At 57.1% G+C, this 20,074-nt stretch carries 18 protein-coding genes; 12 read left to right on the top strand and 6 right to left on the bottom strand.

Annotated features, from left to right (window positions below):
- Positions 1-17: 17 nt before the first annotated feature.
- The 3 genes from HFP51_RS01165 (at position 18) to wecC (ending at position 4,282) form a co-directional block, all read left to right on the top strand.
- The gene (locus HFP51_RS01165; protein WP_176873936.1) at positions 18-1,658 is read left to right on the top strand and encodes a glycosyltransferase; all 1,641 of its coding nucleotides are present in this window, start codon (positions 18-20) and stop codon (positions 1,656-1,658) included.
- A 259-nt stretch (positions 1,659-1,917) separates the two neighbouring features.
- The gene (wecB, locus tag HFP51_RS01160; protein WP_176873935.1) at positions 1,918-3,039 is read left to right on the top strand and encodes a non-hydrolyzing UDP-N-acetylglucosamine 2-epimerase; all 1,122 of its coding nucleotides are present in this window, start codon (positions 1,918-1,920) and stop codon (positions 3,037-3,039) included.
- A complete protein-coding gene (gene wecC / locus HFP51_RS01155; protein ID WP_176873934.1) occupies positions 3,029-4,282 on the top strand; it encodes a UDP-N-acetyl-D-mannosamine dehydrogenase in 1,254 nt (417 codons plus the stop codon). Before wecB ends, wecC begins: the two co-directional genes overlap by 11 nt.
- A 47-nt stretch (positions 4,283-4,329) precedes the next feature.
- On the opposite strand, the gene HFP51_RS01150 is transcribed toward wecC, so the two are convergent.
- A complete protein-coding gene (locus HFP51_RS01150; RefSeq protein ID WP_176873933.1) occupies positions 4,330-5,985 on the bottom strand; it encodes a GSCFA domain-containing protein in 1,656 nt (551 codons plus the stop codon).
- Positions 5,986-6,121: 136 nt separating this feature from the next.
- Here HFP51_RS01150 and HFP51_RS01145 point away from each other — a divergent pair, with 136 nt between their 5' ends.
- Together HFP51_RS01145 and HFP51_RS01140 are read left to right on the top strand one after the other, a co-directional pair.
- Positions 6,122-6,595, top strand: coding sequence for a PaaI family thioesterase (locus HFP51_RS01145; protein WP_255454750.1), 474 nt, complete (start codon positions 6,122-6,124; stop codon positions 6,593-6,595).
- On the top strand, positions 6,592-6,984 hold the full coding sequence (locus tag HFP51_RS01140) for a PaaI family thioesterase (RefSeq protein ID WP_176873932.1): 393 nt from the start codon (positions 6,592-6,594) through the stop codon (positions 6,982-6,984). Before HFP51_RS01145 ends, HFP51_RS01140 begins: the two co-directional genes overlap by 4 nt.
- A 16-nt stretch (positions 6,985-7,000) precedes the next feature.
- Here HFP51_RS01140 and HFP51_RS01135 read toward each other — a convergent pair whose 3' ends face one another.
- The 5 genes from HFP51_RS01135 to HFP51_RS01115 form a co-directional block, all read right to left on the bottom strand.
- On the bottom strand, positions 7,001-8,260 hold the full coding sequence (locus HFP51_RS01135; protein ID WP_176873931.1) for a nucleotide sugar dehydrogenase: 1,260 nt from the start codon (positions 8,258-8,260) through the stop codon (positions 7,001-7,003).
- A gap of 187 nt (positions 8,261-8,447) precedes the next feature.
- Positions 8,448-9,239: an SDR family oxidoreductase gene (locus tag HFP51_RS01130; protein ID WP_176873930.1), complete on the bottom strand. Its 792-nt coding sequence runs from the start codon at positions 9,237-9,239 to the stop codon at positions 8,448-8,450.
- Positions 9,240-9,264: 25 nt separating this feature from the next.
- The gene (locus HFP51_RS01125; protein WP_176873929.1) at positions 9,265-10,410 is read right to left on the bottom strand and encodes an acyl-CoA dehydrogenase family protein; all 1,146 of its coding nucleotides are present in this window, start codon (positions 10,408-10,410) and stop codon (positions 9,265-9,267) included.
- A gap of 107 nt (positions 10,411-10,517) precedes the next feature.
- Entirely contained in the window at positions 10,518-11,654 is a 1,137-nt protein-coding gene (locus tag HFP51_RS01120; protein ID WP_176873928.1) for an acyl-CoA dehydrogenase family protein, read from the bottom strand.
- Positions 11,655-11,705: 51 nt separating this feature from the next.
- On the bottom strand, positions 11,706-12,887 hold the full coding sequence (locus HFP51_RS01115; RefSeq protein WP_176873927.1) for an acyl-CoA dehydrogenase family protein: 1,182 nt from the start codon (positions 12,885-12,887) through the stop codon (positions 11,706-11,708).
- A gap of 194 nt (positions 12,888-13,081) precedes the next feature.
- Between HFP51_RS01115 and HFP51_RS01110 the strand changes: the two genes are divergently transcribed.
- The 7 genes from HFP51_RS01110 (at position 13,082) to HFP51_RS01080 (ending at position 20,065) form a co-directional block, all read left to right on the top strand.
- A complete protein-coding gene (locus HFP51_RS01110; protein WP_176873926.1) occupies positions 13,082-13,927 on the top strand; it encodes an SDR family NAD(P)-dependent oxidoreductase in 846 nt (281 codons plus the stop codon).
- Between the two features lie 7 nt (positions 13,928-13,934).
- Positions 13,935-15,404 carry an MFS transporter gene (locus HFP51_RS01105; protein WP_176873925.1) on the top strand — a complete coding sequence of 490 codons (1,470 nt, stop codon included), beginning with the start codon at positions 13,935-13,937 and terminating at the stop codon, positions 15,402-15,404.
- A gap of 29 nt (positions 15,405-15,433) precedes the next feature.
- Positions 15,434-16,720, top strand: coding sequence for an acyl-CoA dehydrogenase family protein (locus tag HFP51_RS01100; protein WP_176873924.1), 1,287 nt, complete (start codon positions 15,434-15,436; stop codon positions 16,718-16,720).
- Between the two features lie 60 nt (positions 16,721-16,780).
- The gene (locus HFP51_RS01095; protein WP_176873923.1) at positions 16,781-17,863 is read left to right on the top strand and encodes a Zn-dependent alcohol dehydrogenase; all 1,083 of its coding nucleotides are present in this window, start codon (positions 16,781-16,783) and stop codon (positions 17,861-17,863) included.
- Entirely contained in the window at positions 17,863-19,083 is a 1,221-nt protein-coding gene (locus tag HFP51_RS01090; protein WP_176873922.1) for a serine hydrolase, read from the top strand. Before HFP51_RS01095 ends, HFP51_RS01090 begins: the two co-directional genes overlap by 1 nt.
- A gap of 76 nt (positions 19,084-19,159) precedes the next feature.
- Entirely contained in the window at positions 19,160-19,648 is a 489-nt protein-coding gene (locus HFP51_RS01085) for a hypothetical protein (RefSeq protein ID WP_176873921.1), read from the top strand.
- 72 nt (positions 19,649-19,720) lie between these two features.
- A complete protein-coding gene (locus HFP51_RS01080) occupies positions 19,721-20,065 on the top strand; it encodes a hypothetical protein (RefSeq protein WP_176873920.1) in 345 nt (114 codons plus the stop codon).
- The last annotated feature ends 9 nt before the right edge of the window (positions 20,066-20,074 follow it).

Raw genomic sequence — 20,074 nt, 5'->3', positions numbered from 1 at the left:
ATTCGGCATATTATCTCTTGCAGGCGCGAAAAGTCGGTCTTCTCGACTTCGACTTCGCGGCAACCATCCACTTAGCCACGACTTTCGGTTATCAGATAGCGATTGGCCGCTCGGTGGTAGAGACGCCAGCTGACTTGGCGAAGCTGCAAATCGAGAATGCGGCGCTGTTGATGGCAGATGAAGTCATCACACAAAGCAAGACGATAGCTGACTGGATTATCCGTCACCAAGATGTTCCGGCTGGCCAGATTCGTGCCGCTCCGCCGCTATGGGCCGATGCTCCGGAAGGGACGGGTCCAAAGACCCGGCGAACAGAACCCCATATTTTGTTCGCCGGCACGCTAACGGAAACCAAGGGAATCGTCACCGCGGTGCATGTCCTTCGGCGACTGGAGGATGTTTACGGAATCTCCGCATATCCGATTTTTTCAGGTCATACCGATGCCGATTTCCCGGCCTTCGAATTTCTCGCCTCCGAACTGGGACGCGAGGGTCCAAATTTCGAACTGTTGCGGCCCATGGAACATCAGGACTTCCTCAAGCGTCTTGTCGATACCGATCTCGTTGTGGTTCCGTCACGTCTCGATGAGAATCCAATTGTGGTTCAAGAATGTGAGGCTCTTGGGATACCCGTCATCATGGCGGCTTCAGGGGATTTCTCTGCTGAATCGGCTAACCGCTCGGACACGATCACGGTCGTTGCCCATGACCATATCGCAATCAGCGACAAGGCTTCTGAGATGATACTGGCGGATAGCCAGATACCGGCCACCGACACTATCAACGCTGCCATCGCCGACCGCCGACACGCATGGAACAGCTTTGCAGAATCTTTGTCGATTGACCCCAAAGACAGGTCGCAAGATCATAGTGATGTTAACTCTACAGCCGATGCGCCGTTGGTTTCTGTGTGCGTAGCGCATCATAACCGACCGCAATTCCTGAAGCTGACCCTCGAATCAATCGTCAAACAAACCTATCCGAATATTGAGATCATCGTCGTCGACGATGGCAGCAAGCCGGCAAACGCCAAAGCCGCGGAAGATATTGTTGCCGGGGTGGAAAATGCGACCCTGATCAAAACAGACAATCGATATTCGGGGGCAGCCCGAAACACTGCGGCCGAACAGGCGAACGGCGTGTTTCTGCTGTTCAAGGATGATGACAATTACGGGAAACCGAACGAGGTTGAGATTTTTGTCAAATCCGCCCTGACAACGGGCGCTGATATCCTCAGCTGCTTCAGCGATAATTTTCTCGGCGAAGGTAGGCCAGATGCAGAGGCGCTATGGGGCGTTCGTAGAATGCCCTTCTGCCCTGGGCTTGGTTTCAACCTCTATCGAAACGGTATTGGGGACACCAATTGCCTCGTCAAAATTGAAGCCTGGCAGGAGTTAGGCGGGTTTACTGAGCATTATAGAATCGGGCTCGACGATCATGAATTCTTTCTCCGGGCCTATTTGCAGGGCTTTTCCATCGAGCTGGTGCCGGAAGCCTTGTATTATTATCGCCTTGGCGAGCGGAAAACCAAGCGCATGAACCTATCCAAGCGAGCGGATGAACAGCGCATCATGTCAACCTTGATTGAACATTCCGATCACTCATTATTGGACATAGCCAGTTTCTATCTGGCGCGAAACTTGTCCAACAAGGGGTAGGCTGGAGCCTCCTGAGTCACTGCACCCCATCGCAGAGCTACCATGGCGATAGCCAAAAAATCTCTCTAAATCCTATTAAATCAGTCGCTTGGATGACAATATCGATTTGCCTTTTTGGCTGTCCGGTTCGCCCTGTGTCCGGTTATTGCCCCAGCGAGATCGATTACCATTTGTTTACTCGAAATTAGGTGCTCCTCTTTAAGTTTCATACAGCAAAATTGCGTCGGTAGCTGCATGGAAACAGGGAGTTCAAGAGAAGGTGGCCAGGATTTTTATTGTCTTTGGTACACGGCCCGAGGCCATCAAGATGGCCCCGGTCGTCAAGGCCTTTGTTGCCGACCCGGCGTTCGAGACAATTGTCTGTGTCACCGGACAGCATCGTTCGATGTTGGACCAGGCGCTCGAACTGTTCGACATTAAACCTGATATCGATCTCGATATCATGCAACCGGGCCAAACCCTCGCCAATGTCACAACGGCGACCCTCAACGGCCTCGACACACTGTTTTCCGAAAACAGGCCAGACGCTGTTTTGGTCCATGGCGACACAACGACTGCAATGGCGGCGGCATTGGCCGCCTTCTATCGGCAAATCCCCGTCGGACATGTTGAAGCTGGTCTGAGAACAGGAAATCTCGCTGCTCCCTGGCCCGAAGAAATGAATCGGCGTTTCATCGACATGGTATCTCGCTGGCTGTTCGCACCAACCGAAACGTCGGCAGCGGCGCTCCAGAATGAAGGCGTGGAGGACGAGCGTATAACCGTTACCGGGAATACTGTGATCGATGCCCTGCTGTCTGTTTCTGAGGAACTTCGCCACGATCCAGATCGGACGGCACTCCTCGACAAAAAATTTGCGTTTCTCGACCAACAGAAACGATTGATTGTCGTAACCGGCCACCGGCGGGAGAATTTTGACGGCGGGCTTGAGAGAATGTGCCACGCCCTCGCTCAGCTCGCCACCCGTGGCGATGTAGAGATTGTGTATCCGGTACATCTCAACGAGAATGTCCAGCGTGCCGCAAGCGCCGTGCTCGAAGATACCAGCGGCATTCACCTGATAGACCCGCAGGACTATCTGCCCTTCGTTTATCTGATGGATCGTGCCGATCTCTTGATCTCGGATTCAGGCGGGATCCAGGAAGAGGCGCCCTCCCTTGGCAAGCCCGTACTCGTGACCCGCGATGTTACCGAACGCCCCGAAGCAATTACCGCGGGCACATGCCGCCTTGTCGGAACCTGCACTGAGACGATCGTCGCCGAGGCAGAGAAGTTGCTCGACGACCCAGATGAATATGCGCGCGTAAGTGCAATCACCAATCCTTATGGGGACGGCCATGCCGCCCCGCGAATTGTGGAAGCGATGAAAAATGCAATTTAGTCGAGATCGAGAATTTTCGACCGTCTGCGTCATTGGCCTGGGCTATATCGGATTGCCAACAGCCGCGACGCTTGCCGCTGCAGGTTTCGAAGTAAAGGGAACCGACATATCCGAGCATATCGTTGAGGAACTCAATGAAGGACGAGCGCATTTCTCCGAACCGGATCTCGACATGCTGGTACGCGGCGCAGTGACAAGCGGCAATCTCAAAGCCTATACCGAACCACAATCCGCCGATGCCTTCATCATCACCGTGCCGACGCCAATCCGTGACGACAAATCACCGGATATGTCTTTCGTTGAAGCGGCGACGCGATCAGTTGCGCCGGTGCTTGAGCCTGGCAACATCATCATGCTGGAATCGACCAGTCCGCTGGGCGCGACTGACGATATGGCCGAGATTATCCGCACAGCGCGGCCGGACCTTGTGGACGGCAAGGACCTGTCAGTATCGATCGCCTATTGCCCGGAACGCATATTGCCAGGGCAAATGGTGCGGGAGCTGGTCGAGAATGATCGAATTGTCGGCGGCGTAACAGAACAGGACGCTGTGCGGGCAGGCACATTATATGAGAGCTTTGTTCGCGGCGAAATTCACCTCACCGATGCCAAGACAGCCGAGCTCGTAAAGCTGATCGAGAACGCGTATCGCGACGTCAATATCGCCTTTGCCAACGAGGTTGCCAATATAGCCGAAGCGCATGCGTTAAATCCCTGGGAAGCAATCAGTCTCGCCAATCGCCATCCGCGCGTAAATATACTCAATCCAGGCCCTGGCGTCGGCGGGCATTGCATCGCGGTGGACCCCTGGTTTTTGATTTCAAGGAATGCCGAACTGACTGGGCTCATGTCCGAAGCCCGACGCGTCAACGATGCTCGTCCAGCGGCCGTGATTGCCAAAGTCCAGGAGCGGTGCGAAGCGGAAGGCACCACCAAGGTTGCGTGTCTTGGTCTGGCTTTCAAACCCGATGTTGATGATCTTCGCGAAAGTCCGGCAGTGGAGATCGCGATTACACTGGCCGAGAGCGGCCTCGATATTTGTGCTGTGGAACCACATGTCAGTGTACTGCCCGAGGAACTTTGGCGGCATGACAATATCCGCCTCGCCGGTTTCGATGAGGCGCTCGCTAAGGCGGACATTTTTGTCCTTCTCGTCGGCCACAAAGTGTTTGTGAAACGGGCAGCGGAACTCGAAGGGCGTCCGATTATCGACGGCGTTGGCTTGTGGGGTGGGACGCGCTAGCGGCTGCGCCACTGCAGGCGGCCAAAAATCGGCCACGCACTTTCTGATTAGCCTGGGTGGTTGGACACCTCATTCAACAGCGTCTTGATCTGTGCGACCTGCCATTCGGTTCTCGGAGTAACTGTATCCAACAGCTGCTTTGCCCCCTTCAGATCGCCGGTTGCCAGCAGCGATCGGGCGCACGCAATGAACGCCAAAGGCGGCGTATCTTCGTCGGCTTCGGCAACCGGCCTTAACCGCAGGATCGCTGCCTCATGATGTTTCATCTTACTCAGGGTGTTTCCGATATGGGTCTGCACTACCATGCGTTGCTTCGGCTGTGTTTTGAGCCAGAGTTTCTCGACATCCAAAACGCCTTGCTTTCCCTCTTTGGCCCGTCGCGCTTCGATCATCAGATTCCAGTGAATGACACCCTTTGTTTCCCGATTGCAAAGTGGCCGGACGGCCGCGAGGACGGCATCAAAATTCTGTAGCGCAAGGTGCGCCTGCGCCCGCAATAAGCGGGTATCGCTCTGCTCCAGCCCTTTGAGAACAGCCAATGCCTCCTTTGGGCGCTGTTCCGCCAGAAGAAAGCGGCCATATTCGATCGCAAATGTCTCGGATTCCGCAGCTTGATCGGCATGCTCTTCGAAAAACTGCTTGTCGCCTTTCATTCGCGCATTCCTTGCCTTGTCCGCAAGCAACAAAGCTGCAGCTGATTCTATTGGGAAATCAGCCGCTACAGGCAGCGTTTCATGGCCAGCATTCTCATTGCCGACATAGGCATTGACCATTCTCTTTACGTTGAACTCCACAATTTCACGCGTTGTGTGCACAAGATCTTCGGACCATGCGACGCGCCGGTCGGTCAGGGTTACGGATTCATAGCTCGGGAAATAGACAATGCGCTCGTCGCCCACCACGATCTGTTCAGCAACTGCACGCAGTACGGACTTCGAATAGCAGTTGGCCGTCATCACATCTTCGCGACGATGGGTTGCCATCATCGGGACGGGCGACACGGTCATGATGACGCGGAGATCATCGCGACCATGTTTGAACGCTATGTCCAGCGCTTTTCGCAAATAATCATGGCATTCCTGGTAGCTCAAGACATGAAGTGAGAAGCGCTCGGGACTGGCCTTCATTATGCCTGGCAACGGCGATGTATTGAGATAGGTTTGCGCTTCTTCATCCCACCAAACCTCGGCAAGCCCCAAGGTCATTATCAAAATTCGGCAATCGGCCAATGACCGGGTCGCCTCCATCAATCCGCGACGCCGCGCAAGCACCTCCTCGCGGGGTGCTGGTCGAACGCTGTTGACCATGTGCAAGTCAGCATATTTGTCCGCGCCAACTTTAACAATCGCCTGTGTTTCGTCGAACTCCTGCTCGCCAAAAGCCCAGGCAAATTCATTGTAAATTGATGGCGTCCCGAAATTATTGACGATAGCCGGCGGCAAGTTTTCAAAGGCTTTCGTCGAAAACAGCTCACGCATTGGAATTCGAAAACCCTGATCTCTCAACTCGCCCTCAACATGACGCGCAAAGCAAGATCCGATAGTGAAAATCGACTCTCCAGGAACCAGCGAGAACGGCACGTCAAAGGCCGGTTTTGCAATGGGTTCAACGCGATTGTCCTCGCCGCGGACGCCCCAGGTGGCGAGCGTATTGGCTTTGCGAATGCGCAACGCTGCGGGGCCATTTAGTGAAGCTATTGGCATACAACCATATCTATGCGCTTGGGCGCGGAGCGCAAGCAGTGTGTTTGCAAGCCATTCGGTGTCGAGTCCCGCTTGCTTTGCCGACAAGTGGCAGCTAGCCCGGCCAAATCAAATGTCAGTCGAGGTAACTAATTCGATGGACCATCCGGGGGTAGACATTGTCGCGATCCGCAAGAAGCTGACCTCGGGAGAGATCAACCCGCGTGATTTCTTCAACATGCTCAACCAGGCCAGCCACAACGGGCTGATCGGCGTTCAATATATCGATCACCAGGACAATTGGGTCGAGCTCGCCATCGATTATGATGAGAAGCTGATCGGCGATCCCCGGACCGGCATATTGGCGTCCGGCCCGATCATCAGCCTGTGCGACATGGCTTCGGGCATGTGCATCATGCTGACCACCGGCAAATTCTTCCAGACCGTAACGATTGACTTGCGCGTCGATTATCTGCGCCCGGCAAAAGTCGGCAATCGTGTTACCGGCCATATGGAATGCTATCGCCACACCAAGAATGTCGCCTTTGTCCGCGGCTACGCACATGATGGTGATCCCGACGACATCATCGCCAATGTTACCGGCACCTTCATGTTCCTGGGCCCGCAATGACGCTGCGCCTGCCTCCCTATGCCGATGCGCTGGGCATCGAAGCCGGGCGCGATGACAATGGCCGCGTGCTGCTGAGCATGCCATTCGGCCCGCACGTCCAGGGCCGGCCGAACTTCCTCCATGGCGGCGCGATTGCCGGACTGCTTGAAATTGCTGCCTTTGCTACGCTTTGGGATGCATTGGGCGAAGAGGAAGAGCGGCCTCAGGCTAAACCGATCACGGTGACGACGGATTATATGCGCGGTGGCCGCGAACGGCTGACTTATGCCGCCGCTACTATCTCGCGGCTCGGCCAACGGATGGCCAATATCGAAAGCTTTGCGTGGCAGGAAGATGAGAGCAAGCTGATCGCTGCCGCGCGAATGAACTTCCTGCTGGTGCGCAGCTAGCCGCGACGTAAGGCCGCTAAAGCGTCCAATATCCGGGAAATGTGTCCTGGCGATCCCGCCAGATGCCTTTGATATCGACGACCGTCCCGTCCGGCTCCAGTATCGACGTGATTTGCTGGCTATCAATTCCGGTGATGACATCATGGCCAACCGCTGCAGCGACGATGTCGAACTTTTGCTCGGTCGGCCAATCGGACAGCTCGATTTGATAGTGATCCTTTACATCCTCAGCCTCGGCCACCGGATCAAATACGACAATCTCATGCCCTCGCTCTGCCAGCGACCGGTAAAGATCGACGATTTTTGAGTTACGCACGTCGGATACATTTTCCTTGAACGAAATGCCGAGGATCAGAATTCTCGCAGGATTGCCTTTGGCAAGCGAATGGATCTGATCCGCGAGCCAATGCGCCATTGAATCATTGGTTTCCCGGCCGGCGAGAATGACCTTGGAATCATGGCCGAGTTTCTCCGCGCAGAAGCTGAGATAATAGGGATCCACGCCAATACAGTGTCCGCCAACCAGGCCGGGCTGGAAGTTTAGAAAATTCCATTTGGTCCCAGCGGTTTCAAGTACGTCCCACATCGAAATATCCAAGGAAGAACAGATCTTTGCGACCTCATTCACAAAGGCGATGTTAATGTCGCGCTGGGCATTTTCGATAGCCTTAGCAGCTTCGGCTACCTTGATACTCGCCGCCAGATAGGGCTCTCCGGCGCTGGCTGAGGCATACACCTCGCGCAGGATTTCGGCGACCTCCGCATTGTTTCCGGATACGACCTTTACGACATTTTTTATGCCATGGTTCTTATCGCCAGGATTTATGCGTTCCGGCGAATAACCCAGGTGAAAACCTATGCCCTGCTTCAGACCGGACACCTGCTCGATCAGCGGCCCACAGACATCCTCGGTTACGCCCGGATAGACTGTCGATTCATACACGATGATTGGCTTGTCGCTATCGCCGAGGAGCTCAGCAATGGAGCGCGTCGCCGCCTCGACATGCGATAGATCCGGTCGGTTATCAGCGTCGATCGGCGTTGGCACCGTAACGATGAATATGTCCGCACCGCGCGCGCTATTGGCATCGGTCGACAATTCGAACGTCGCTGCGCTGAGCTGTTCGACTGTTACTTCCCCGGTACTGTCATTCCCGGACCGTAGCGCAGCGATCCGATCGGCATTGCTGTCGACACCAATCACACGGTGACTGGCTGACAAGGCAACGGCAAGCGGTAAGCCGACATATCCCAGCCCGAACACAGCTATCTGCATAGTCTATCTCTCATCTACAGCGCCATGATTGGAGACGCACAAACGCTCCGGGACTGCTCCTGCGGATCGCTGCTGCGGTCCCTAGAATAGGCGTCCGACAATATCCAACAAATAGCGCTTCGCCGCGACGTGTCCGAACGCGCCGCGAGAAGAGAATGATGCATGCAACTAACGCGCTCGTTCGGGACTAGCCCGCAATGCTGGTCCGTGCATCGGCATGGACCAATCCGCCATCTACGGTGATCGTTTCGCCGATCACATAGTCACCGGCCCGGCTCGCCAGATAGATGGCAGCAGCAGCCATATCTTCCGCCTCGCCAATACGCTTGGCCGGGATCGACTGAGCGACTGCATCACCGGCATCGCGCGCGGCCTTGTTCATGTCGGACGCAAATGCTCCCGGCGCGATGGCCGTGGCGATGATATTGTCCTGAATGAGGCGCGCAGCCATCCGCTTGGTCAGCCACAGGATCGCGGCCTTGGAGGCGTGATAGCTATAGGTCTCCCAAGGGTTGAGGCGCATGCCGTCAATTGAACCGATATTGATAACCTTGGCCGGCTGATCCGCACTCGCCGCATTGGACAAGAGCTGGTGCAGCGCCTGGGTTAGGAAGAAAGGCGATTTGACATTGAGGTCCATCGCCCGGTCCCAACCGGCTTCTGGGAATTCGAGATAATCGGTGCCCCAGGCCGCGCCCGCATTGTTTACAAGAATATCAAGCTTGTCTTCATTCTCGGCAATTGCGGCAGCCAGAGACTTGCAGCCTTCGACCGTCGAGATGTCCATCGGAATGCCGACCACCTTCTCGCCAAAATGCTCAACTGCGGCAGCGATCTGATCTTCCTTGCGGGCCGAAATATAGACCTTGCGACACCCAGCGGCGAGCAGACCTTCGACAATCATCTTGCCAATGCCGCGAGACCCACCCGTGACGAGAGCGGTGCGACCTTCGAGGCTGAAAAGCTTTGCGAAATCCATGGTATGTTTCCTTCCTGAAGCGGCGTTATCCGCCATTCTTTATTGTTTCCCGGGCGATAATCAGCTGCTGGATCTGGCTCGTGCCTTCATAAATCCGGAACAGCCGCACATCGCGATAAAAGCGTTCGATTCCATAATCATTGATATAGCCAGCACCGCCGTGGATCTGCACCGCACGATCGGCAACCCGGCCGACCATCTCGCTGGCGAAATATTTGGCAGCCGCGGCTTCGAGCGTAATCCGATCGCCGGTATCTTTCTTGGCCGCAGCTTCAAGCACCAGCGCCTTGGCGGCCATGCATTCGGCCTTGCTGTCGGCAATCATCGCCTGGATCAGCTGAAATTCGGACAGCGCCTGACCAAATTGTTTGCGATCACTGGCATATGCGACACAATCGGCGATCAGCCGCTCGGCAATGCCGACGCACACTGCACTGATATGCAAGCGCCCGCGATCCAGCACCTGCATCGCGACCTTGAACCCCTGCCCTTCTTCGCCCAGCCGATTGGCAACGGGTACCGGCGCATCGTCAAAATTGACGTCGCAGACCTTGGCGCCTTGCTGGCCCATCTTCTTTTCCGGTTCGCCGACCGAAACGCCCGGCAGATCGCGCGGGACAAGAAAGGCAGAGACGCCCCGTCCACCGGCTTCCTCACCGGTCCGCGCCATGACGGTGAAGACTGAGGCCTTGTCGGCATTGGTGATGTAGCGCTTGGTACCCGAGAGGCGATAGACATCGCCGTCGCGCACGGCCTTGGCCTTCACCGCACCGGAATCCGATCCGACATCGGGCTCGGTCAGCGCAAAACTCGCTATCGCTTCGCCGGTCGCCATTTTGGGCAGCCATTCGGCCTTTTGCTCATCGGTGCCGGCGATCGCCACGCCCTGGCTACCTATCCCGACATTGGTGCCAAAGGTTGAGCGGAACGCGGGCGTCGTACCGCCAAGCTCAAAGGCAACCCGCACCTCTTCGGTCATGGTCAGGCCGATCCCGCCATATTCGGGATCGATCGACAGGCCGAACAGGCCCATCGCCTTCATTTCCTCGACAACATCTTCAGGGATCGCATCATTGGCCTCGACCTCACCCTCGAGTGGCCGGAGCCGTTCCTGGACAAAGCGACGGATCGTGTCGAGCAGCTGATCGAAGGTTTCCGGATCTAAAGCCATATTCTTTCCCACTCCGTTTACCCTGAGCTTGTCGAAGGGCTGCCCTGCTTATGCACGCAAGACCAAGGCTTCGACAGGCTCAGCCCGAACGGGCGCCCCAAATGCGCCTAATAGCCGTTCATCTCCGCCACGAGATTGGCGTGATAATTGGCATCGCCCATGAACTCGGCCAGGGCGCGGTCGCGCTTCATATAGAGGCCGATATCATATTCGTCGGTCATGCCGATACCGCCATGCATCTGCACGCCTTCGCGGACCGCAAGATTGACCGCGCGAGCCGTCTTGGCCTTGGCAACCGATACCATGAGCGGCGCGCCCGCATCGTCCTCGTCGAGCAGCTGTTGGGCCTTGAGCACGGTGGAACGCGCAATCTCCATCTCGCTATAGAGGTGCGCGGCGCGATGCTGGAGTGCTTGGAAACTGCCAATCGTGCGACCGAACTGCTTGCGCTCCCGCAGATAATCGACCGTCATGTCCATCGCGCCCGCGCCAACACCAACCAGTTCGGCCGATGCGCCGGCCTGGCCCGCATGGAGCATCCTGGTCATCACGTCAGCGCCCTGATCAACCTCGCCGATCACCGCATCAGCGGTCACTTCGACATTGTCGAATTCGATCTGGGCACCCATTGCACTATCGACGAGCCGCGCAGCTTCTGCGGACAGCCCAGCGGCATCCCTTTCGACGGCGAACAAAGTAATCCCATCGGCCTCGCCAGCGCTGCCGGCGGTACGTGCAGCGACGATCAGCATGTCAGCCGACGCGCCCTGGACGACAAAGTTTTTCCTGCCGTTAAGATTGAAGCCATTGCCGGAACGTTCTGCTTTCATTGCAATATTTGTCGGACGAAATTTCGGCCCCTCATCGATTGCAACGCCGAGCACGGTCTCGCCGGCAATGATGCCAGGCAGCCACTGATCGCGCATATCCTTGCTTGCGTGATTGAGGCCAGTGACGCCGACAACCGATGTCGTCAGAAAGGGCGATGGCGTGAGGTTGCGACCGATTTCCTCGAGCACGATACCGGCTTCGGTATTGCCCATGCCAAGGCCGCCATCCTCTTCGGTGGCCAGCATGCCGGTGAAACCCATCTCGGCAAATTGCTTCCACAACGCATGGCTGAATCCATCCTTGCAATCCTTGTCGCGGAATTCGCGCAGATGCGAGACCGGGGCCTCATTCTTCATGAAATCGCCAGCGCTGTCCTTCAGCATGGCCTGATCGTCAGTGTGATAAAGGGGCATCCTGTTTCTCTTTATTCTATGGTGTTTCTTGAGCGGGTGGAACGGCGCGCCTTACGCGTCCGGCAGTTCCAGGATCCGCTTCGAAATTACGTTGAGCATCACCTCGCTGGTGCCGCCTTCGATACTGTTCGCCTTCGTGCGCAGCCAATCGCGAGCCTTTGCACCGCCGCGCGATTCTTCGCTTTCCCATTCCAGCGCTTCGGATCCGCCCGATGCCATCACCAACTCATGCCGGCGCTTGTTCAGCTCGGTCCCGACATATTTCATCATGTTCGGCGTGGCCGGGTGGTTCTTCTTCGCCTTGAGCTCATCCATGAAGCGTTCGGCCATCGCTTTGAAGGCGAGTGCCTCAACATCCAGCTCTGCCAGCTGCGCACGGAGCAGTGGATCATCCAGCCGGCCCATCGCATCTTCGCCAAGGCTCGGCATCACGGCCTTGCCGAGCGAGCCAATGCCTCCACCGCCGCCCATGCCGGAAATCATTTCGCGCTCATGGCCCAGCAGATATTTGGCCACATCCCAGCCGCGATTAATCTCACCGACAAACTGGTCATTCGGTACTTCGACATCGTCAAAAAATGTTTCGCAGAAAGGCGAGCTGCCAGAGATCAGCAGGATCGGCTTGGTCGACACGCCTTTTGAGGTCATGTCGAACAGCATGAAGGTGATGCCGCGATATTTGTCTTCCTTGTCCGTACGGACGAGGCAAAAAATCCAGTCGGCCTTGTCGGCATAGCTGGTCCAGATCTTCTGGCCATTGACGACCCAATGATCGCCCTTGTCTTCGCCAAAGGTCTGAAGACTAACCAGGTCAGACCCCGAACCCGGCTCGGAATAGCCCTGGCACCAGCGGATCTCACCGCGGGCTATCTGGTTCAGATAATGCAGCTTCTGCTCTTCGGTGCCGAACTGCAGCAGTGCCGGGCCAAGCATCCAGATGCCAAAGCTGGACAGCGGCGGGCGTGCCTTGATGCGCGCCATTTCCTGTTTGAGGATCTTGCTTTCCGCTGGTGCGAGCCCTGCCCCACCATAATCGGTTGGCCATTCGGGAACGGTATAGCCCTTCTCGACACAGGCATCGAACCAGGCCTTTTGCGCGTCGTTCTTGAACGTCGCGTTGCGGCCGCCCCAGAACACATCGTCTTCGTCGCGGACCGGTGCGCGCATTTCTTCCGGGCAGTTTTCTTCCAGCCAGGCGCGGGTCTCGCTTCGGAAAGTTTCAAGGTCGGACATGGCGAATCTCCTGTTCGTGCGTCAGCGCAATCTATCATGTGAGCGAGGCCGGTCGGCAAAAAAGCAAAATCCGGCGTCGAGTCTTGCTTTACGCTTACGTCAATTATCGGCTAAGCGACAAGAAAAAGTTTTCGGACGAAACGGGCTTTCTCGCTTCTGCGCTTTCGCCTAGCGTCCATCATGAGAGGAAAATTATGAGATTCGAAGGCAAGCGCGTTGTCGTGACTGGCGGCGCTTCGGGCATCGGCAAAGCGACGGTTGAAGCGTTTATCGCCGAGGGTGCCCAGGTCATGATGGGTGACCTGAATAGCGAAGCCGGCGATGCCATGGCCGCCGATAGCCGATTCGATAATCGACTCGCCTTCCAGACAACCGACGTGTGCGACGTCGACAATCTCAAAAGCCTGATCGACAATGCCGCAAGCCATTTTGGCGGCATCGACATACTGTTCAACAATGCAGGCGCCGGCGGCGCTTCCGAAACCATCGACGAAATCACAGCCGAAGGCTGGGACACGACGATGAACCTGCTCTTGCGCTCGGTGGCGTTGGGTACGCGCTTTGCCGTGGATCATATGAAAGAAGCCGGTGGTGGGGTGATCATCAACACCTCCTCGATCAACGCCCATGAAGCTGGCTGGGGGCCGGTTGCCTATGCCACGGCCAAGGCGGCAGTGCGGCATCTCTCGAAGATTTCGGCGGCACAGCTAGCCAAGTTCAACATTCGCGTGAACTCGATCAGCCCGGGTTTCATCATGACCAACATCTTCGCCAATAGCTTTGAAGATCCGACCGAGGCGCAGCAAGTGGACACCGCCATCCGCGCGATCTCGCCAATGGCACAGCCCGTATCGCGATCCGGCGCCGCCGACGATATCGCCCAGGCCGTCCTCTATCTGTGTTCGGACCAGGGTGGCTTTGTGAATGGCACGGACCTGACGGTCGATGGCGGGATCACGGTTGGCCATCGCCATAGCTGGGATGAGAATTCACCGGGGCTGCTGGACCTGATCCAGGAAAATGTGGGAGGCAACAGCTAGCCCCGCAATGACAGACGCCACCGCGCCCAAACCCGCCTCAGGCGACATTGCCGTTCCGCTTGAGCGGCGCGTACCGGGACGGGTAAAATTCTTCTTCGGGTTCGGCGCAATCGCCTTTGGCATCAAGGATAATGGCTTCTCGCTGTTACTCCTGATCTATTATAACCAGGTGATCGGCGTGCCTGCCGCTATCGTTGGTACGGCCGTGCTGATCGCGCTGATGATGGACGCTTTTGTCGATCCGATCGTCGGCCATATCTCGGACAATTTGCGGACGAAATGGGGACGGCGTCATCCGTTCCTCTATCTGTCGGCCATTCCGGCAGGGCTGTTCTTCTTGCTGCTCTGGAATCCCCCGGAAACGACCAATACCGGGATGTTCTTCTATATCTGGGGTATCGCTTTCCTGGTTCGCGTGACGATGTCATGCTTTGAAGTCCCCATGGCGGCACTCGGGCCGGAGCTGACTAGTGATTATCATGAGCGCACCCGGATCTTCGGGTTGCGCTTTTTCTTTGGCTGGCTGGGCGGAGCGACAATGCTGCTCTTCACCTTTGCCGTGCTGCTTGCCCCGACGCCGGCCTATCCGGATGGCCAGCTCAACCCGGCCGGCTATCGCGATTATGCGATCATCGCCTCGGTAATCATGTCCGGCGCGATCCTGATCTCGGCCCTTGGTACGCATAGCCAAATCAAATATCTGCCGACTGTCGAGCGGGTCCATATGACCTTGGGACAGACTTTCCGGGGCATATTTGCTTCGCTGCGCAACCGGGCCTTCCTGATCCTGATGACAGCCGGCTTTTGCGCCAATGTAAGCCAGGGCATCTCCTTCGGGCTGCTGACCTATTTCATCACCTATTTCTGGGAGCTCGAGACATCGGCGCTTGCCTGGTATGTGCTTGCCCTGCTGTTCGGCATAGTCGGCGCTGTGGTCTTCTCGACCCTGCTGTCGCGAAAAGTCGGCAAGCCCAAGGCCGCTGCGATCTTCCTGATCGGCGCGGTTTGCCTCCAACCCGTTCCCTATATCGGCCGTATCTTCGGGCTGGTACCGGACAATAGCGATCCGTCGCTCTTGCCGACGATCCTTTTCTTCATCGCGATTGGCACCGGCTCCCTGGTTGCAGCCCTGATCCTCAAATCCTCGATGCTGACCGACGTGATCGAAGATGACGCCGAGAAGACTGGGCGGCGATCTGAAGGTCTCTTCTTTGCCGGCCAGTTCTTCGTCCAGAAATGCGTCTCGGGCGCCGGTGTATTCATCTCGGCGACCATTCTCGCCATCGCTGCATTTCCCGATCAGGCAACGCCTGGAGAAGTGGCAGACACTGTTCTTGTCGATTTAGCATTGATCTATGTCGCATTAATCATGACACTTGGGCTTATAGCGGCATATTTCATGAGTCGCTTCCCCATCAAAGAGGCCGACCATCATGCGCGGATAGCCAGGATGCGCGGCCTGACAGATACGCAATAGATCCAGGATTTAGCCAAAGGAGATACCCCATGGATTTCACACTTTCCGAACGCGAGACGCATTTCAGAGATCGCGTCCGAGATTTTATCGACACCGAAGTTCGCGGTCGCGTAGCCGACTATGCGGCCGAGTTCCCGCCAGAAAATCGCTGGGGCACCAGCGAAACCTTGGAAGAGCTGAAGGTTAAAGCGAAGGCCAAAGGGCTGTGGAACTTCTTCATGCCGCCGCATTCCGGCCAAGACCATGTCGATGATACATTTGAATTCGAAGGCGAGCAGCTGACCAATCTCGAATATGCACTGTGCGCCGAGGAAATGGGCCGCGTTTCGCTGGCGTCGGAAAGTTTCAACTGCTCCGCGCCGGATACCGGAAATATGGAAGTGCTGCATCGCTATGGCACGCTTGAGCAGAAAGAGACCTGGCTGCGGCCGCTGATGAATGGCGAGATTCGCTCTGCCTTCCTGATGACCGAGCCGGCCGTGGCCTCGTCGGACGCAACCAATATCGAAACCAAGATCGAGCGGGATGGCGATGAATATGTCATCAACGGTCGCAAATGGTGGTCTTCGGGCCTTGGCGATCCGCGCTGCAAAGTGGCGATCGTGATGGGCAAAACAGACTTTGAAGCCAATCGTCACCAGCAGCAGTCACAAATCCTGATGCCTGTTGATGCCGATGGCGTGAACATCATCCGTCACCTGCCCGTCTTCGGCTATGACGATGCGCCGCACGGCCATATGGAAGTCGAACTGAAAGACGTTCGCGTTCCGGTAACGAACCTCTTGCTCGGCGAAGGCCGCGGCTTCGAGATCGCCCAGGGCCGCCTCGGGCCGGGCCGCATCCATCACTGCATGCGCACGATCGGCGTTGCTGAGGCAGCGCTCGAGAAAATGTGCAAGCGGCTCCAGTCTCGCGTCGCATTCGGCAAGACGATCGCCGATCACAGCATCTGGGAATGGCGCGTCGCCCAAGCCCGGATCGACATCGAGATGAACCGTCTGCTCTGCCTCAAGGCTGCAGATATGATGGATCGGGCCGGCAACAAGACTGCCCGCAACGAAATCGCGATGATCAAAGTGTCTGCACCGAATATGGCGCTGCGCATCATCGATGATGCGATCCAGGCCTTTGGCGGTGCTGGTGTGACCAGCGACCCGGGTCTTGCCCGTGCCTATGCGAGCCAGCGGACGCTGCGCCTCGCCGATGGCCCGGATGAGGTCCATGCCCGTGCAATCGCCCGCTGGGAATTCGGTCGCCATGCACCGACCGATGACGCGGACGAAATTTCGAGCGGCCAGCTCGGCGTTTCGCGCTAACTCTATCAGCCCTCCCTCCGCCTGGAGGGAGGGCCCCTATATTCAAGCAGGAAAAAGACGATGAAAGCTGCGATTCTTGTCGAGCCCGGCAAACCCATGGAAATTGCCGAAGTCGAGATCGATGATCCCGGCCCGCGCGAAGTACGCCTGAAGACGGCGGCCGTCGGCCTGTGCCGGTCTGACCTCCACTTCCTGGACGGTGTCTATCCCTATCCGCTGCCCACGGTGCTCGGCCATGAAGCCGCTGGCGTTGTGACGGCTGTTGGCAGCGAAGTGCAGCATGTCGCTCCCGGCGATCATGTCGTGACCTTCCTCGCACCAGCCTGCGGCACCTGTCATCTCTGTCAGAATGGCCAGCATACGCTGTGCCAGGACAGCTCGCTGCAGCGTGGCAAAGGCAGCCCGGCACGCCTGACGATGAATGGCGAGCCAATGGCGCAGTTCCTCAATCTCTCCGCTTTTGCCGAAGAGATGCTGGTTCACGAAAATGCCTGCGTCGCCATCGACAAGGATATGCCGATGGATCGCGCAGCCCTGATCGGCTGTTCGGTGATCACCGGCTCGGGCTCAATCTTCAACGCCTGTGGTTTGCGCCCGGGTGAAACTGTTGCCGTTGTTGGCGCCGGCGGGATCGGTCTTTCGGCCATCAACTCGGCGAAAATTGCAGGCGCGGGCGATATCATCGCCATCGATCCGGTGGAAGCGAAGCGCGAGCTCGCCACCCAGCTTGGCGCCACCAAGACCTTCGATGCGACCGAAGCCAATGTCGTCGAACAGGTTATCGAGGCAACCGGCGGCGGCGTCGATTATGCTGTTGAATGCGTCGGGCGCACGGACACGACCCAGACGGCTTGGAAAGTCCTGCGGCGCGGCGGCAAGGCGGTTGTCGTTGGCATGATTCCACCGGGCGAGATGGTCGAAATCCACGGCCCCGAATTCTTGCAAGGCAAATCGATCATGGGCTCGCTGATGGGTTCGGGACACTTCATGCGCGATATGCCGCGCCTGGTGGCCTTCTATCTCGACGGCAAGCTGGATCTCGATACCGTGATCGCCGAGCGGATTACGCTCGAGCAGGTCAATGAAGGCTTCGACAAGCTGCGCTCCGGCGATTCCGCTCGTTCGGTGATCATGTTCGACTGATGCAGCAGACGGCAGAACCGGATAGCCTGGGCTTTGTCCCGGACAAGCTCGCTTTCATTCCCGAGTTTATCCGCGAACGCTATATCGCCAGCGGCCGGCTGAAGAATTTTCAGCTGGCGATCGGCCGCGGCGCCGATCTCGCGCTGTTTGCGTCTGATGGCATTGCGCGGGAAGACGGCACGCCCCTCGCGGACAATCAGCTGTTCCGCATTGCATCGATGACCAAGCCGATCACATCGGTCGCCTTCATGCAGCTGGTGGAACAGGGCAAGGTAGCGCTCGACGATCCGGTCCATCGGGTGCTGCCAGAGTTCAAGAATATTGGCGTTTACGCTGGTGGCGGCGGGGAGTTGCCATTCACCACCACGCCGACCGAAGCGCCGATGCGCATGGTGGATTTGCTCAGGCATACGTCCGGGCTGACCTACGCCTTCCAGAACCGATCCAATGTCGATCTCGCCTATCGGGAGCGCAAGATCGAGAAATGGCACGGCAATCATGACCTTGAAAGCTATGTCGCTGAGTTCGGGACACTGCCGCTTGAATTCTCGCCGGGCACGGCCTGGAATTATTCGGTTTCAACCGATGTGCTGGGCGCGGTAATCCAGCGGGTCTCCGGCCAGACGCTCGATAGCTATTTCGCCGACCATATCTTTGCGCCCCTCGGGATGGAGGATACTGGCTTCACCGTCCCGGACGACAAGCTCGATCGCCTGGGCGATTGCTGGCTCTGGACTCCGAAAGAGCCGGTGCTGTCTGACCGGGCGGAGAAAAGTATCTGGTCGAAACAACCCAAGCTCCTCTCCGGCGGTGGCGGCCTGGTTTCGACGTCCGCAGATTATATGCGTTTTTGCAAGATGTTACTCGGCAAGGGTACGCTGGACGGCACGCGCATCCTTGGGCGCAAGACGATCGCGCTGATGACGCAGAACCACCTGCCCGATGGCAAGGACCTGACCGATATGTCGCAGGCCTTGTTCAGCGAAGCGCAGAATGCAGGCACCGGATTTGGCTTGGGCTTTGCGGTAACCGATAATGTCGCGCGAACCATGATCCCGGGATCAAAAGGCGAATTCTATTGGGGCGGCATGTATTCGACGGCCTTTTTCGTCGATCCGGTGGAAGACCTCACCATGGTCTTCATGACCCAGTTGCAGCCTTCCAACGTCTATCCGATCCGTCGCGAATTGAAGACGCTGATTTACTCCGCGCTGGCCTAGTCCGCCGCCCTACTTTGACTCATCTCTCGCTTTGCCGCAGTTTTCCAAATTGGGTGCGAATCATTTGGGGGACGATATGAAACGGGCGTTAGGATATTTGGCGATTCCGGCAATGGCATTGGCTCTGTCAGGCTGCGAGTTCAGCTTTGGCGGACCAAGCCAGGAACGGATCGAACAATCCATCATCGATAATTATGAAGGCGAGGGATATGAAGATATCTCGGTCAGCCTCGAAGAACAGGAAGATGGCGGATATGTTGGCGAAGTGCAGTTCACTGTCGCTGAATCCGGTGTTCAACGCACCTTGACCTGTACGGTCGAGCCTCCCGAAGGCACGGAAGCTTCCTGGCAATGTGCGCCGCGGATCAACGATCTCGCCCAACTGATTGTCGATGGCTATGAGGAACGCGGCGCGGTCGACGCCTATGCCGAACTCAGCGCGCAAAGCGAAACGGAATATGTAGGGTTTGTCGAATATACGAGCGGCAATAATGGCGAACGCCTTCGCCATAACTGCACGGTTACGCTCGCTGACGGCGATGCCAATTGGCAGTGCGCACCTTAGGTTTCGCGCTTGGCTGGCTGGAAAATCACTGATCCTGCGGCTAATCCTGCAAGAGAATAGCTGAGGATTATCATGACCTATTATCGGAACGCTGTGGCGCTGTGCGCGTCCGCCTTGCTTATTGTCGCCTGCGAAGCGCCCGATGCGCCGGAACAAAGCGCTGCGGAAACTGCCCAGGCCAACGCTGAACGCGAACGAGAATTGGTCGAAGAAGCGGTGCGCGATGCGTATCGAGCCGAGGGTGCAGAAGTCACCGATGTCACCATGGCCCTCAGCGAGGACGGATCGCGCTATATTGGGCGAGCAAGTGTTCGCGACCCCAATACAGGCGCCGAGTTGACGGTGGACTGTCGCTACACGACCGATGCCGGCGGCGCGCCGCGGCTCACCTGTGATCGTACCCAAGACGAAGACTAACGACGCCGC

This window comes from Parasphingopyxis sp. CP4, assembly GCF_013378055.1.
Taxonomy (GTDB): domain Bacteria; phylum Pseudomonadota; class Alphaproteobacteria; order Sphingomonadales; family Sphingomonadaceae; genus Parasphingopyxis.
The sequence above is the reverse complement of the archived record's forward strand: the minus strand, read 5'-3'. Positions and strand labels throughout refer to the sequence as shown.